Origin of the sequence: Acetivibrio saccincola, assembly GCF_002844395.1 — a bacterium.
GTDB lineage: Bacteria > Bacillota > Clostridia > Acetivibrionales > Acetivibrionaceae > Herbivorax > Herbivorax saccincola.
The window spans coordinates 2,016,604-2,033,752 of the sequence record NZ_CP025197.1 but is presented as its reverse complement, the minus strand read 5'-3'; the positions used below and the strand labels follow the sequence as shown (position 1 = coordinate 2,033,752).

Genomic DNA, 17,149 nt, shown 5'->3' with positions numbered 1-17,149 from the left:
ATTTTAAGTGTTAGAACTTTGCAGTTGATAGGATGTATCAGTAAGGGACATACTTTGCCATGCTCGTGATCTCCATCTAAAGAGCATCATAAGTCCTCTGCACCATTCATCACAGCCAAGGGCTATCCACACCCCTATCAGTCCTAAGTTAAATGTAATACCAAGTACAAAGGACAGAAGCACAGCAACGCCCCACATAGAGAAAACACCCATTACCACAGGAAATTTAACGTCACCGGCAGCTCTTAAAGAGTTTATTATAACAACGTTAAATACTCTCCCAGGTTCTAAGAAAATAGATAGAAGCAAAAGTCTGCTGCCTAAATCTATAATAGATTGATCCTCTGTAAATAGTCCAAGTAAGTTTTTTGAAAAGGTAAAAATTATTATGGACATACAAAATACTATAAGCAGTGCAATCCTTAAACTTTTAAGGCATGTCCTGTAAGCCTCTTCTTTTTTGCCTGCCCCCACCAAATGCCCTACTAAAATCTGGGTTCCCTGTCCCACAGCTATCCCAAAAATCATTATAAACATCATAACATTATTTGTGTATACTTTTGTAGTTAGAGCTACAGTCCCCATTTCTGTAATAATGCGGGTGATGGTAAGCTGGGATAGGTGATATGCAGCTCCCTCACCGGCTGAAGGTATGCCGATTTTTAATATATCCTTTATTGTCTGGACAGGTAAAGGTTTTAAATACCTAAAATTAAATCTCATTCTAGGATTTTTCATAATTATAAGCAGCATTACTGAAAATCCAAGAATCTGAGCTGCAACAGTTGAAATTGCAACACCGGTCACCCCAAGCTTTGGTACACCAAAAAGACCAAAGATAAATAGGCTGTTTCCTATTACATTTATGGCGTTCATTCCCATGGTGACATACATTGTTATTCTGGTATGCCCGTAACTTCTAATAATTGAAGATAAAGTGGCAAGCATTGCCTGGGCAACTGAAAATCCCCCTGTAATTCTAAGGTATATAAGGGCATAGCCCATTAGTTCTTCCGGTACATTTAACAGTCGTAGAATAGGCTCACTAAATGCAAATATAAGAGCCCCTACTACCACACCGTATATCAGGGCACTTGAAGTTGCAGTGACGGCAACTTCAGAAGCTTTCCTTTCATTTTTGGCGCCTAAATTTTGGGAAACAAGAACGGCAGTACCTGTGGAAACAACCCAGTAAAGCATAATTAAGATGCTATTAATCTGGTTAACAACTCCCACTGCAGCAACGGCATTGTCTGAGTATCTACTCAGCATTATGGTATCAATATTTCCAAGCATTATTCTAAATAGCATTTCAATAAATATTGGCCATGTAAGTGCTGCAACGGTTAGTTTATTATTTGTTTTGGTGTTAGCCATCATCTACTCTCCTATAGTTTATTATATTTTTTTGGTTCCTTATGATTAATAATTATATCATTTAAAATCCGCGGTATCTACCTTTTTTAGAATGTTGTTAATTAATAAACATATTTTAATTGTATTTCTACAAAAATAAATATTTTTCTTATTGTTTAATTGAACTTACATATGTTATTATAATAACATGTGTTTTTTATTGCTTAAAAAGACATCCTTTATATAATAGTCTTTGAAAGAGGTGCAGAGTATGGAAAGAAATATAAATCTTGAAATGGCAGATGATTTTATAAAGGAAAATAGTGATGAAAATAATGAATTTATTATAGATAATGATGAGAAGGCAGAGTGGGCTTTAAAAAAAATAGCTGAGGAGAGAAAAGAAGCACAGCGCTACATAGATGTTTGCAGGTCAATGATTTTAGAGTATGAAGAAAAAATACGGAAAGAAGAAGAAAGGCTAAATAAAAAAACATCATATCTTGAATCAAAATTACAAGAGTATTTTCTATCTGTTAAACATAAATCAACTAAAACCCAAAAAGTTTACAAACTGCCCAGTGGTACACTCAAGTTAAGATACCGGCAGCCTGAGTTTAAGCGGGATGAAGAAAAACTTTTGAGCTGGCTGAAAGAAAATAAAATGCTTGATTTTATAAATGTCAAAGAAACACCAAACTGGGCTGAATTAAAGAAAAATGTCAAAATATCGGGTAACAGGGCTGTAGCAGAGGATGGGCAAATAGTTGAAGGTGTTGAAGTGATAGAAAGACCTCCGGTATTTGAAATTGATACATAATTTGCAACTGGCACTACAATATTCTTCATAATATGCCAAAATTCCAGGGGAAAATTTTAAAAAATCAAAAATTCGTCTTTAAAATAAAGTGTTTTCATATTATAATATAGTAAAGGACGTTTTTTAAAGGAAATTTTATTTAAAAAGAACTAGTTTCAAATTCATCTGAGAAGTCCGGGTATACGTACCACGTACTAACTTATTCTATTACATACATATATAATTTATATATTTGTATCTTCTACAAAGTTACATGCATTTTATACTTAAGTTACACTTTCGAATGAAGTATTTTTAATAATTAGATAACATAGATAACTAAATAAAATACAAAATGCAAAATACATTATTTTTGGTAAGCTTTCACAAAAACATACAAAAATATGTTTTTGTGTTGAATTATTTAATAAATTTATATAAGGAGGAAATATTATGCGTGTAACAAAAGCTCTAAGAATTGGTGCCGGTATGCTGGCGTTAGCTTTGGTACTGGCATGGTTCATCATCCCTATGAATGAAGCATCTGCAAGAACGTTAAGTTCTAATGAAACAGGTACTCATGGCGGCTACGACTATGAATACTGGAAGGACACCGGAAATGGAACTATGACTTTAAAAGATGGCGGTACATTTAGCTGTCAATGGAGTAATATTAACAACATATTATTCCGTAAAGGCCGTAAATTTAACGAAACCCAGACACACCAGCAAATAGGCAATATAACAGTAGAATATGGTGTGGACTATCGTCCAAATGGAAACTCATATCTATGTGTTTATGGATGGACAGTTGATCCCCTTGTAGAATATTACATTGTTGAAAGCTGGGGAAATTGGCGTCCGCCGGGAGCTTCATCAAAGGGCGTAATTACTGTTGATGGAGGTACATATGACGTATATGAAACAACAAGAGTGCAGCAGCCATCAATAAAGGGTACTGCAACTTTCCAACAGTACTGGAGTGTAAGAACGTCCAAAAAGACCAGCGGTGTAATATCTGTTAGCCAACACTTTGCAGCGTGGGAAAGAATGGGTATGAGAATGGGTAAAATGTATGAAGTTGCATTGACAATAGAAGGCTATCAGAGCAGTGGAAGTGCTGATGTATATAAGAACGTAATTACAATAGGAGGAACACCGCCACAGTCCGGAGGTTCATCAGGAAATTCAAATCCGGCACCTTCAACAAATCCTTCTGCCCCTAATTCAAGAAGTGCATTTACTACAATTCAGGCAGAACAGTATAACAGGTTAAGTTCATCAACTATTGAAGTAATAGGTACAGGAAATAACGGGGAAGGACTAGGTTATATAGAGAATGGCGATTCTGTAACATATAACAACATTGATTTTGGAAATGGTGCATCTTCATTTACTGCACGCGTTGCATCAGGTGCTGATTCACCTACAAATATTGAAATCAGTGCAAATGGAAGACGTATAGGTACGTTAACGGTTCCGTCAACAGGCGGATGGGATAATTACAGGGAGTTGTCCACAACAATTAGCAATGTTACAGGAGTAAATAATTTAGTATTGACTTTCTCAGGTCCGGTAAATATAGACTCATTTGTATTTGAAAGATCAAGCGGTTTACCACAGCAGCCGGGACAGCCGCAGCAACCCGGACAACCACAACAACCAGGGCAGCCAGGCGGCGAGAAAAATGCATTTAATGGAATTTCAGCAAGTGATTTTGATGAAACAAATGCATCAAATATCAGAGTGATAAATACAGATAGCGGCAGCGGAATCGGTTATATTGAAAGTGGAAACACTGTAACATTTAAGAATGTCAACTTTGGAAACGGGGCAACACGCTTTACTGCAAGGGTTGCAACTGAAATGTCATCCACAAACATAGAAATCATTGTAAATGGAAACCGTGTAGGTACTTTAACAGTGCCATCAACAGGCGGATGGAATAATTATAGAGAACTGTCCACAAATATCAGCAGCGTTTCAGGAGTACATGATTTGGTACTAAGATTTTCAGGTGCTGTTAATGTAGGTACATTTGTATTTGGTACAGGCAGCGGTTCACCACAGCAGCCAGGCCAGCCACAGCAACCCGGACAACCACAGCAGCCTTGGCAGCCGCCAGGAGGAAGCGGAAATCTTTCTGTATCTGTTTCTGAGAATACTTGGGGCGGTGGAGCTACAGTAAATGTTACAGTTAAGAATGATGGTTCAACTGCAGTAAACGGATGGGAAGTAAATTTAGGCTTCTCAGGAGATGTAAGAGTAACCAGCAGCTGGAATGGCAGTTTCAGCACAAGTGGCTCTAACATAACTGTAAGCAATGTTGGATGGAATGGATCAATACCACCAGGTGGTTCAGTAACATTTGGATTTAACATTTCTTACAGCGGTTCATACTCTAAACCAACTGCTACCGCTAAAGCAAAATAGATTAATTTTAAAAAATAAAACTTAAAAATATTATAAGCAGCTGCATTATTACCAATGTGGCTGCTTTTTTTTTAATATTTAGATACAAAACAAAGGATAAAAAAAGAGGTTAGCATGGTATGGAAAATTGACTATTTTTCCAATAGATTGTATAATATATAAGGGGGGTATTTAAAGTTGGAAAAATTGATAAGGGTTAATTATTGTGGGTATAACTATTATAACTCTGACTATGACATAATTGACAGACCTAAAGGAAGCGGGGATTATCTGCTTCTTTACTTTCTAACACCAATGAAAGTGCTACTTAAAAATGAGCTGGTTAGGGCGCCAGCAAAAAGTTTTTTACTTTATACGCCCAATCATAGGCAGTGGTATCAGGCGGTAAAAAGATTTGGCAATAGTTTTGTACATTTTGAATGTGATGGAAATTTCATTGAGGAATTATCCATACCTCTAAACCAGATTTTTTATATTGAAAATACATCAAAGATACAAGAATACTTCCGCTGGATTGAAAATGAATTTATAAATAAGACAATTTTTCATGAGTATCAGCAGGATGCCAATGTAAAAAGTCTTTTGATTGAAATTGCCAGGAATTTTAGAAGTGCTGAAACATCGGTAGTCAAAAGTACCAGGCGTCAGGAATTTGAAAAAATCCGCTATAAAATTCTCGGCAATTTAGGCCATCCCTGGACAGCTGAAGAAATGGCAGCTCTTGCTCACATGAGCACGAGCCAGTTTTATGCCATTTATCAAGAAGAGTTTAACCAGACTCCAAAGGCTTCTCTTATTGAAGCCCGAATGGAGTATGCAAAGTATCTTTTGAGAAATAACACTTTAAAAATAAATCAAATAGCCAAAATGATTGGCTATCAGAATGAATATCATTTTATACGCCATTTTAAAAAACGTTTTGGGGTGACCCCGGGTCAGTATAGAAAGTCTTTATAGTTATTATTTTTGACCGTAATAGGCGTTTTTACCGTGTTTTCTAAGGTAGTGTTTGTCCATAAGCTCTTTTTGAATTGGCTGGATTTTAGGGTTGATCATAATATTATGCCATGCCATAAATGCAACTTCCTCCAGCACAACAGCGTTATGCACCGAATCTTCAGGTGTAGCCCCCCAGGAAAAGGGGCCATGTGAGTGTACAAGACAAGAGGGAACTTCTCCTGCACAAATATTTCTTTCCTGTAGTGTTTGAATAATAATATTTCCGGTTTCAAGTTCATAAAAGTTATTAATCATTTCCCCTGGCATCTTTTTGGTGCAGGGGATTTCACCGTAAAAATAATCGGCGTGGGTAGTACCAAGGGGGGGTATACCCATCCCTAATTGAGCAAATATTGTTGCCCAGGGGGAGTGGGTATGTGTAATTCCTCCAATATCTTTAAAAGCCTTATATAAAGCAATATGGGTAGGTGTATCAGAAGAAGGGTTAAGATTACCTTCAACCTTTTCTCCTGAATTTAAATCAACTACAACCATATCTTCAACTCTCATTTTGTCATATTCAACACCTGACGGTTTTATTACCACAAGACCTTTTTCACGGTCAATACCTGAAACATTTCCCCATGTAAATTTAACAAGATTATATTTAGGTAAGAGTAAATTGGCTTTTAAAACCTCATATTTAAGATTTTCAAGCATTAATAGACCTCTCCTTTTTCCATAATTCAATGGCTTCTTTCTCTACTGGCAAATATTTTATGTATGTGTCTAAATATTTTTGAAAACCATCAGTGTCCATTTCAGACGGATGGATGGTACTAATCTCGGATTTATCAAATACTTCCTCTAAAAGGAATTCTTCTAAAGACTTATACTTTTCTTTATTTAACATATAGGATGCAAGTAAAGCCATCCCGAAAGCCCCGCCTTCATCTGCAGTTTCTATTACAGAGACCGGTATACCTAAGGCATCTGCCATAAACTTTTGTGCCACATTTTTTGTTTTAAATAAGCCGCCATGTCCCACAAGCTGTTTTATTTTTGTTTTGTCCTTTTTTAGCATCCTGTCCATGCTTATTTTTAAAGCAGCCATGGATGTATATAGCTGTGAGCGCATAAAGTTTCCAAGGTTAAAATCAGAACCAGGTAAAGGCATAAACATAGGTATACCGCTATCTAAATTCAGGACAGGCTCACCTGAAAGAAAATTATATGATAAAAGCCCGCCGCAGTCACTGCTGCCGTCAAGTGCTTTTTTATAAAGAGCCTCAAATATTTTATTCATGTCTGTTTCTCCGCCTAAAGTATGGGAAACTTCACTAAATAATTTTACCCATGCATTTATGCCGGATGTACAGTTGTTGCAGTGTACCATTGCCACAGGATTACCTGTAGGGGTTGCAACCATGTCAAACTCTTTATTATAGTCCGGAGATGACTTATCCAAAACCACCATTGCAAATATTGACGTTCCGGATGAAATGGAACCTGTATAAGGTGCAACACAATTTGTAGCAGTAAGCCCGGTTCCTGCATCTCCTTCAGGAGGGCAGAGGGGGATTTTGGCCTCTAAGTTTCCATTAGGATCAATAAGTTTAGCTCCCTCCTCGGTTAATTCTCCGGAAAACTCTCCTGCAAGCTTTATTTTAGGGAGTATATCCTGTATCTTCCATGGATATTTTTTACCAGAAATAAGATTATTAAAAATGTCAATTAAGTTTTCATCATAAGAGTAAGTCTGGCTGTCAACAGGGAACATGCCTGAGGCGTCACCTATTCCCAATACTTTTTCGCCGGTTAGCTTCCAGTGGATATAACCTGCCAATGTTGTAATAAAAGAAATATCTTTAACGTGTTCTTCATCATTTAAAATTGCCTGATATAGATGGGCAATGCTCCAGCGCTGGGGTATTCTAAAGGAAAATTTGGATGTTAAAATTTCAGCAGCTTTTTGGGTTGTGGTATTACGCCATGTCCTGAAAGGAACAAGGAGATTACCTTTACTGTCAAAAGCAAGATAACCATGCATCATTGCTGAAAATCCTATGGCAGCAAGTTTTTTAATTTCTACCCCGTATTTGTTTTTTACATCATCACATAGTGAGCTGTATGCCTTTTTAAGTCCTGTCCAGATATCCTGGACAGGATAGGTCCAAAAACCGTTTTCAAAGCGATTTTCCCACTGGAAAAAGCCTTTGGCAACAGGTTTATTTGATGGATCTATTAACACAGCTTTTATCCTTGTTGAACCAAATTCAACACCAAGAACAGCCTTTCCATTTTCAATTATTTCTCTTGTTAAAGTTTTCATATTTCAACCTTCCTTTATTATAAATATAGGAATAAACTTCTAAGGAGTAAACTTTATTTTTTTCCTAGTACAATTACATTCCATGAATGTTTTTTAAGCACTGCACTAAAAATACCGTCATCTATTTTTGCACCTGTTTCAATAGTTGGTGCCACATTATCCGGGTTGTCTTCAGTGTTAACTGCCTTAAGGTCAGGATGGTATAGTACTATGTGTTTTTTTACTTCATAATTTTCATATTGTCTCATATCACAAGTTACTTCCATATCTTCTTCTAAATCTTTATTTACTGCCAGAAGTACAACTTCATCCTTTTCTTCATTTTCTACCATTACGGCATCTAAATAAGGAACATCTGTATAGTTTTTAGAATCATATTTTGGGCTGTATACTAATGTATTTAATACTTTTCCGTTGGCATAGTTTGATGCATGGAAAAACGGATAAAAAATTGTCTGACGCCATGCTCCTGTATCAGAAGTCATAATAGGTCCTATTACATTGACAAGCTGTGCCATACAAGCTATTTTAATACGGTGGCAGTGCCTTAAAAGAGTTATCATCATACTTCCTACCAGCAACGCATCTTCAAAATTATATACATCTTCTAGGCGAGGAGAAATGTATTGCCATTTTTCCAAACTTTTATCAGATTCTAATGTGTGGTACCATACATTCCACTCGTCAAAAGATAAATTAATTTGTTTTTTAGAACGTTTTTTCCCTTTTATAGCATCGCACATTGCTATGACGGAAGTTATAAAGCTTTCCATATCCATAGAGTTGGCGAGGTAATCTGCCGGGTCATTTGCCTGATTACCATAGTAAGCATGAAGGGATATATAATCTATATTGTCATATGCCAAATCCAGTACTGTCATCTCCCAATCACCAAAGGTGGGCATCCCGCGTCCGGAACTTCCACATGCAACTAGCTTTATGTCCGGGTCAATCATCTTCATAACTTTAGCAGTTTCATTTGCAATGCGCCCGTATTCATAGGCAGTTTTGCTTCCAATCTGCCAGTCCCCGTCCATTTCATTTCCCAAACACCATACTTTTATATTGTGAGGCTTTTCATAGCCGTGTTTTTTTCTTAAATCACTCCAATAGGTCCCGCCTTCAAAATTACAGTATTCCAAAAGGTTTCTGGCAGCTTCAATACCTCTTGTTCCAAGGTTCACTGCCATCATGGGCTTGGTATTTACTTTTTTACACCAATCCATAAATTCATTTAAGCCAAACTCATTGGTCTCTATTGTGCTCCAGGCTAATTCCAATCTTGCCGGACGTTCATTTTTTGGACCAACACTGTCTTCCCATATGAACCCGGAGACAAAATTTCCTCCAGGATACCTTATAATGGGGATATTTAACTCTGAAACTAATTTTATAACATCTTTTCTGAATCCATCTTCGTCTGCAAAAGGACTTCCAGGATAGTATATACCTTCGTATATTGAGCGTCCCATTTGCTCAACAAAAGAACCGTAAATATTTCTGTCAATTTTGTCTATAATAAAATGTCTGTCGATAACTATTTTTGATTTTTTCATTTAAACTCAATTCCTTTCTAAAAAATTTTGTATTATATAATTATTATTAATTAGCATAATTTTATACTATAAAACTACTATAAATTGGAATTAAAACTACTATAAATTGGTATAAGGTATAAACAATTAATAAATAATTTGGTAGATGTACATAAAATATAGTTTATTTTACAGAATTTTATGTAATATGCCCTCATATACAATGATATTCTTATCACAAATTAAAAGCTATGATTTTCTTTGAAAAGAAATTGACTTTTTTTATACTTATCATTTTTTAATTATAAATTGTAAAGATAGTCAATTTATCATTAAAAAAAATCATAGTATTTAATTAATATTACCAATATTATAAATATATAAGCCTATATATTAAGACATTTTAAAGAATATTAAATAAGATTTTATACATGATTTTATACATTTATAAAGTGTAACAAGTAATTTGTGACAAATAAAAAGTCAATTTTTTATTTAATTTATTTAAATAATATAAATTAATAAAAGGGAGGAATTATTATGCAGGTAAAAAGAGTTTTAAAAGCAGTTACTTGTGTAATGGTGTTAGCTTTAACGCTGGCTTTTTTTGTGTTTCCAGGCACGGAAGCACAGGCAAGGACAATAACCAGAAATGAAATTGGTACCCACGGAGGGTATGATTTTGAATTCTGGGTGGACAGCGGAAATGGTACTATGACTTTAACTGATGGTGGTACATTTAGTTGTCAGTGGAGTAATATAAACAATATATTATTCCGTAAAGGTAAAAAATTCGACCAAACAAAGACATATCAACAACTTGGAAACATATCCATAAGATATGGTGTGGAGTTCTATCCAAATGGTAACTCATACTTGTGTGTATATGGATGGACAACAGATCCCCTTGTAGAGTACTACATTATAGAAAGCTGGGGAGACTGGAGACCACCGGGAGCACAGTCAAAGGGAAGAATTAATGTAGATGGCGGTACATATGATGTATATGAGACAACAAGAGTTCAACAGCCTTCAATAATAGGAACTGCAACATTCCAGCAGTACTGGAGTGTACGTACAGAAAAGAAAACTAGTGGTGTGGTATCTGTAAGTGAACACTTTGCAGCTTGGGAAAGAATGGGTATGAAAATGGGTAAAATGTATGAAGTTGCACTTACAATAGAAGGATACCGCAGCAGTGGAAGAGCTAATGTTTATACTAATGAGTTAACAATAGGCGGACCTGCTCCAAACCCTGGAAATCAGGAACCACAGCCACAATTGCCAACAAATCCGGGTCCTGATTCAAGAAAAGCTAATTCAAAGATAGAAGCAGAAGAATATAATGCAGTAAGTACTTCAACCATGGAAATAATAGGCACCGGCGATGGCGGAAATGGAATTGGATATATAGAGTCCGGTGACACACTAACATTTAAGAATATAGATTTTGGAAGCGGTGCAAATACTTTCACAGCCCGTGTAGCATCAGGTGCTGATACAGCTACAAATATTGACATCAGATTAAATAGTGCTAACGGAACCCGTTTAGGTACGTTGTCAGTACGTTCAACAGGAGATTGGGATACATATAGGGAACTTTCAACAAATATTAGCAATGTGACAGGTGTAAATGATATAGTTTTAGTATTCTCAGGTCCTGTAAACATTGACTGGTTTACATTTGGATCCGGTGGAAGCCAGCAGCCAGGTGATCCAAGCGGTCCTACTCAGCCAAGTGAGCCGTCACGTACACTAACCAGGAATGAAATTGGTACCCACGGAGGATATGATTTTGAGTACTGGGTGGACAGCGGAAATGGTACCATGGTTTTAAATGCTGGTGGTGCATTTAGTTGTGAGTGGAGTAATATAAACAATATATTATTCCGTAAAGGTAAAAAATTCGACCAAACAAAGACTCACCAACAACTTGGAGAGATATCCATAAGATACGGTGTTGATTACTATCCAAATGGTAACTCATACTTGTGTGTATATGGATGGACAACAGATCCCCTTGTAGAGTACTACATTATAGAAAGCTGGGGTAACTGGAGACCACCGGGAGCACAGTCAAAGGGAAGAATCAATGTAGATGGCGGTACATATGATATATATGAGACAACAAGAGTTCAACAGCCATCAATAATAGGAACTGCAACATTCCAGCAATACTGGAGTGTACGTACAGAAAAGAAAACCAGCGGTGTGGTATCTGTAAGTGAACACTTTAAGGCTTGGGAAAGAATGGGCATGAAAATGGGTAAAATGTACGAAGTTGCACTTACAATAGAAGGATACCAGAGCAGCGGAAGAGCTAATGTACACACTAACGTATTAACAATAGGAGGTTCATCACTGCCAGGAGGTTCTGATCCAGGTACAGATCCGGGTACAGATCCGGGTACAGAGCCACAATTACCAACAAATCCGGGTCCTGATTCAAGAAAAGCTACTTCAAGGATAGAAGCAGAAGAATATAATGCAGTAAGCACTTCAACTATGGAAATAATAGGTACTGGCGATGGTGGAAACGGAATTGGATACATAGAGTCTGGCGATTCACTAACATTTAAGAATGTAGATTTTGGAAGTGGTGCAAATACTTTTACAGCTCGTGTTGCATCAGATGCTGATACACCTACAAATATAGAAATCAGGCTAAACAGCGCTACAGGAACCCGTGTGGGAACATTAACAGTAGCTTCAACAGGTGACTGGGATGCATATGAGGAAATGTCAACAAGCATTAGTAATGTGACAGGTGTAAATGACATAGTTCTAGTGTTCTCAGGTCCTGTAAACATTGACTGGTTTACATTTGGAAACGGAGGAAGCGGTGGCAATAATGACTTAGGCGATATAAATGGTGACGGGGTTATAAACACACTTGATTTGGGACTATTACAAAGACACCTGCTTGAAGTATCTTTCTTGAAACAAGACCAACTTGCAGTAGCTGATTTAAATAAAGACGGCAGGGTAGACTCCATAGATTATGGATTATTGACAAGATATATACTTGAAGTAATTAATTCTTTTTAAGTTAGGTTTAGACATAAGTTAATTGTAAAGTTATAATTGTTAAAGTATTTAAAAGCTGTTCAATTTTTGGACAGCTTTTATTTTTTGTGCTGTATGGTTAGAGAGTGTGAGCCGGTTACAAAAATTCCTGACGTTGTATTATTGGTTAGTCAAAGCTTAGGGATTTAGATGGCATTTATGGTTAAAATATAAAGGCGTTAATTAAGAAATTGCATATACTATTAGAGAAGCTGATGGAAATAAGGTTATAGTTCTTCTTGCTGGGACACGGAAAAATTTTTATGCTCAACTTAAGCGTTATTAAGCGTTAGATAAAAAATTAGATAGAGAAGGCTGAATAGTTAATTATTCAGCCTTAAATTGGGTTTGTAATTTATTTTTGTATAGTAAATTTTTTCTAATTACCTTTCCACAGGGAAAGTTGAAATGATTTCTAATATATGTCTTTGTAGAAGGGAAAGGTCTAAAGTGTTTATTATACCGTCCCCGTTTAAATCAGCAGCTGTTGGATTTTTTAAGGAAGTTGTAATTTCCAGTATGTATCTTGTAAGCAGTGTGTAGTCGCTTGAATCAATAATTCCGTCCTCATTTAAATCACCATATTTAACAACGATTGGTGGCGTAGTTGGTTCAGTTGGTGTGCCTCCGGCTAATTGTTTTAATATATCAATGGTGCTGTTAAACCAAATGGTAGCAACTTTACTGTATCCGGCAGGGCTTAGGTGTAAACGGTCACCGGAAATATCAGTATTATGATTTAAGTTTATATCACTTAGCTTAACAAAATATACGTTTTTTCCGGCGTTGGCTTTTTCCTGAACAACTCCCGGAATGGTAGCATTGTATTGTCTGATTTGATCGGGAACAGGGTAATAGTCAGCTACAAATATTGTAATATCAGGTTTGAATCTTAAAATCTGGTCAATTAAACTACTAAGTCCTGAAGTATTAACCCTTCCATTTAAAAACATATCGTTACCGCCAATCCATAGCAGCACTACATCAGGGTCATAGGTATTTAACCATCTGTCAATATTGCTTGCAATTTGTGGAATTGTCCAGCCTGAGTGTCCTTCATGGTTTCTCTGAGGCAAAGAACTTGGTCCCCCGGTTTGTGAACCTACAAACTGGACGTTTAGTCCGGCATTTGTATAGTGGTGATACAAATCGGTACGGTAACCACCATAACTAGGATCTCCCATACCAGCAGTACATGAGTCACCTACCGGCATAATTTTAATTGGTCTTGACTGGATAGGTGTAGATGTAGGTGCAGGTGAAGTAGTTGGTGTAGGAATAGAACTGTTTTCTGAAAATACAAACCAGTCAATATTTACAGGTCCTGAAAACACCAGTACTATATCATTTTTTCCTGTAACTCTATTTATAGATGTGGACATTTCAATATAGTCATTCCAGCCTCCCGTTGATGAAACCTCTAAAGTACCTAAAAGAGTTCCGGTAGTACTGTTTAGCCTGATATCAATCCTTGTTGGAACTGTGATGCCTGATGCAACATATGCAGTAAATCCGGTAGCGCCATTACCAAAATTTATATTTTTAAATGTCAGCGAATCTCCGTTTTCAATATAGCCAATACCTTTTCCACCTGCTACTGTATTTATTTCTTCCATAGTTGCTGAATTTTTTGAAGTATATTCTTCAGCTTCTATTTTAGAAAATGCACTTCTTTCAGGAACAGGAGTATTGGTTGGTGTAGGAGCTGGGCCGCCTGAATTCCCACCGGCTAATTGTTTTAATATATCAATGGTGCTGTTAAACCAAATGGTAGCAACTTTACTGTATCCGGTAGGGCTTAGGTGTAAACGGTCACCGGAAATATCAGTATTATGATTTAAGTTTATATCACTTAGCTTAACAAAATATACGTTTTTTCCGGCGTTGGCTTTTTCCTGAACAACTCCCGGAATGGTAGCATTGTATTGTCTGATTTGATCGGGAACAGGGTAATAGTCAGCTACAAATATTGTAATATCAGGTTTGAATCTTAAAATCTGGTCAATTAAACTACTAAGTCCTGAAGTATTAACCCTTCCATTTAAAAACATATCGTTACCGCCAATCCATAGCAGCACTACATCAGGGTCATAGGTATTTAACCATCTGTCAATATTGCTTGCAATTTGTGGAATTGTCCAGCCTGAATGTCCTTCATGGTTTCTCTGAGGCAAAGAACTTGGTCCCCCGGTTTGTGAACCTACAAACTGGACGTTTAGTCCGGCATTTGTATAGTGGTGATACAAATCGGTACGGTAACCACCGTTACTGGGGTCTCCTATACCGGCAGTACATGAGTCACCCACCGGCATAATTTTAATTGGTCTTGACTGGGCAAATGATTCGAAAACTGCCCCGTTCATGATGATAGTGGAAATTAATAGTACAAAAATCATAATCTTTCCCACTTGTGTTTTAAATTTGTACATTTAAAAACCTCCTCCTTTATTCATTAACTTTACATAGCATTTATGCCATAATATAACATAAACACTTTATAATCAAAGAAATTTAAAATAAAATATTTAAATAATATTAAAATATTTAAGTGAGTTGTATTTATGAAGGCAACCTTCAAATTTAATATTCGATAGAATTTTTCATTTAAGTCATATAAGTCATTATAATTTTAAAATTATAATAACTTTACTTTTTCTTAATGGAAAAGAACACTTCAGTAACCAGCTCATCAGAGGATTCAACTTGATTTGGATTAACTATATATACTTCATATGGTGATTTAGTTAACTCGTATCCGTTTTCTTCTACCCATTCACTAAGTTTAATATATAGGGCAGACAACTCTGTAAAAGAACCTTTTAACACTGATTTAGCACATAAACCGCCAGGCAAAATCCGTGTCCCGTCCACAGTTTCTTTTATAGGAATTGCAAATTCCAAATCGTTTCCATCAAGGTTAAACTCAGAGTTGTGGTAAATGGTCATTGGTTTGCCGACAGGAGTAAGTCTTTCTAAAGCAATTCTTTCGTACAGTTTACCAAAATAGCTTCCATATCCATCAAAAAAGTCTTCTTTTGTCATTGTTTTTCGTACGTACAGTATATTCATTGCTTCAGTATCAACAAGTTCTACCTTTATATTATCTAAGTAAGACATAATAGGTATATTATTTTGAATATTTGATATGTCATTGTTAAGTTGATTAAGAGAATACTCAAGGGATTTTAATTTATTTTCCATCTCAAGTTTTTTTAATTTTAATTTTGAATAAAGAATTTCTTCAAATTGACCTTTGTCTAATTCCATGATATCTTTTAATTCTTTAATTTCATCAAGGGAAAAGTGATAGGATTTTAAACGGTTGATAAACAGTATATTTTTTAGTTGTTTAATGGAATAGTATCTATAGCCTGTTTCAGAGTTTATTTCATCAGGTTTAATTAATCCTATTTCATCGTAGTAGCGGAGAGTTTTTGTTGAAACCCTACATATTTTAGAAAATTCCCCGATAGACAACAAAGAAAATCACCTCTGTTCTCAAAAATAAGTATCTCTATCTAGATTTTACTATATACCTTCCCCTTAGGGTAAAGTCAATAGTTTTTATAATGCAAATATAAAACATTATATACAAAATAAAACAGTTTATTATTATGAAAATCAAGAATAAAGCAGGTTTCCTTATTTAAAACAATTACTGCAAGGCTAAAGTTCAGGCGTTTTTTTTATAATATTTTAAAAATTTTAGTATATATTATATCAAAAAGAAAGTCAATTATATTATAAAAAAAATCATAGAGTTTAATATACAGGCTTGGTATCATAAATATATAAACTTATAAAAAATGACACAATAAAGAAAAATTATAAAATCTTATTTGTAAGAATTAAAAAATAAAACTCTAGAGGGGAGACGTTTTATGTCCAATAAAAGTCTAAAACCACCAGAAGGTTTTGATAAATATAAAAAAGATATTGAGCATGGGGAATGTAAGGAAGTAGAGTATTTTTCATCTACAACCGGTACTAATCGCAAAGCAATGATTTATACCCCACCAGGATATTCATCCGACAAAAAATATAATGTTCTCTACCTTCTTCACGGCATAGGTGGGGACCATCTTGAATGGTTTAATTGCGGGAATGTTGTAAATATTTTTGACAACTTATATGCAGAAAATAAATTAGAACCTATGATTATAGTAATGCCAAATGGTCGTGCAATGAAGGATGACAGACCAATTGGGGATGTTTTTACAATAGATAAATTTGATGCATTTAATAATTTCCAAAATGATCTACTCAATGCTCTTATTCCTTTTATAGAATCCAATTATTCTGTACTAACCCACCGTGAGAACCGTGCAATTGCAGGAGAATCTATGGGTGGCGGGCAGGCTTTAAATTTCGGGCTGAAGTACTTAGAACACTTTGCTTACATAGGGTCCTTTTCACCGGCACCTAATACTATGCCTCCACGTGTTCTTTTTGCTGAAAAAGAAAAAATTATCTCTGATTTAAAATTGTTATGGATTTCTTGTGGTGACGAAGATGAATTGCTGAATGTTTCAGAAGGTGTACATGAATACTGCGTGCAGGAGAACATTCCCCACACATGGTATTTAAATTCAGGAGGACATGATTTTGTTTTTTGGAAGGATTGTTTATATATATTTTTACAGGAAATATTTAAACCTGTAAATATGCCTTCTAAAAAAGAATAAAAAA

The 17,149-nt window shown here is 35.7% G+C and carries 10 protein-coding genes and 1 pseudogene; 5 read left to right on the top strand and 6 right to left on the bottom strand.

The window, feature by feature from the left end; all coding sequences use genetic code 11:
• Window positions 1-3 precede the first annotated feature (3 nt).
• Window positions 4-1,380 (bottom strand): MATE family efflux transporter, encoded by a 1,377-nt coding sequence (locus HVS_RS09115; RefSeq protein WP_101301489.1) that lies wholly within the window; start codon window positions 1,378-1,380, stop codon window positions 4-6.
• Window positions 1,381-1,627: 247 nt separating this feature from the next.
• Here HVS_RS09115 and HVS_RS09110 point away from each other — a divergent pair, with 247 nt between their 5' ends.
• The 3 genes from HVS_RS09110 (at window position 1,628) to HVS_RS09100 (ending at window position 5,545) form a co-directional block, all read left to right on the top strand.
• Window positions 1,628-2,176: a host-nuclease inhibitor Gam family protein gene (locus tag HVS_RS09110; RefSeq protein ID WP_101301485.1), complete on the top strand. Its 549-nt coding sequence runs from the start codon at window positions 1,628-1,630 to the stop codon at window positions 2,174-2,176.
• Window positions 2,177-2,608: 432 nt separating this feature from the next.
• A complete protein-coding gene (locus HVS_RS09105; protein WP_101301481.1) occupies window positions 2,609-4,588 on the top strand; it encodes a glycoside hydrolase family 11 protein in 1,980 nt (659 codons plus the stop codon).
• A 177-nt stretch (window positions 4,589-4,765) separates the two neighbouring features.
• Window positions 4,766-5,545, top strand: a complete 780-nt coding sequence (locus HVS_RS09100; RefSeq protein ID WP_101301477.1) for a helix-turn-helix transcriptional regulator — start codon at window positions 4,766-4,768, stop codon at window positions 5,543-5,545.
• 3 nt (window positions 5,546-5,548) lie between these two features.
• On the opposite strand, the gene HVS_RS09095 is transcribed toward HVS_RS09100, so the two are convergent.
• The 3 genes from HVS_RS09095 to arfA are packed head-to-tail and all read right to left on the bottom strand — an operon-like array spanning window position 5,549 to window position 9,415.
• Window positions 5,549-6,247, bottom strand: coding sequence for an L-ribulose-5-phosphate 4-epimerase (locus HVS_RS09095; RefSeq protein ID WP_101301475.1), 699 nt, complete (start codon window positions 6,245-6,247; stop codon window positions 5,549-5,551).
• Window positions 6,240-7,859, bottom strand: coding sequence for a xylulokinase (locus tag HVS_RS09090; RefSeq protein WP_101301471.1), 1,620 nt, complete (start codon window positions 7,857-7,859; stop codon window positions 6,240-6,242). The genes HVS_RS09095 and HVS_RS09090 overlap by 8 nt, the downstream gene beginning before the upstream one ends.
• A 53-nt stretch (window positions 7,860-7,912) precedes the next feature.
• A complete protein-coding gene (arfA, locus tag HVS_RS09085) occupies window positions 7,913-9,415 on the bottom strand; it encodes an arabinosylfuranosidase ArfA (protein ID WP_101301469.1) in 1,503 nt (500 codons plus the stop codon).
• A gap of 519 nt (window positions 9,416-9,934) precedes the next feature.
• On the opposite strand from arfA, the pseudogene HVS_RS17215 reads away from it, so the two are divergent.
• Window positions 9,935-12,439: pseudogene (locus HVS_RS17215) on the top strand (glycoside hydrolase family 11 protein); the annotation flags it as partial.
• A gap of 404 nt (window positions 12,440-12,843) precedes the next feature.
• Here the strand turns inward: HVS_RS17215 and HVS_RS17210 are convergent.
• Complete coding sequence (locus HVS_RS17210) at window positions 12,844-14,889, bottom strand: GDSL-type esterase/lipase family protein (RefSeq protein ID WP_242971539.1); 2,046 nt, start codon at window positions 14,887-14,889, stop codon at window positions 12,844-12,846.
• Window positions 14,890-15,106: 217 nt separating this feature from the next.
• Window positions 15,107-15,940 (bottom strand): MerR family transcriptional regulator, encoded by an 834-nt coding sequence (locus HVS_RS09055; protein WP_101301467.1) that lies wholly within the window; start codon window positions 15,938-15,940, stop codon window positions 15,107-15,109.
• 401 nt (window positions 15,941-16,341) lie between these two features.
• Between HVS_RS09055 and HVS_RS09050 the strand changes: the two genes are divergently transcribed.
• Complete coding sequence (locus HVS_RS09050; protein ID WP_101301465.1) at window positions 16,342-17,145, top strand: alpha/beta hydrolase; 804 nt, start codon at window positions 16,342-16,344, stop codon at window positions 17,143-17,145.
• Window positions 17,146-17,149 lie beyond the last annotated feature (4 nt).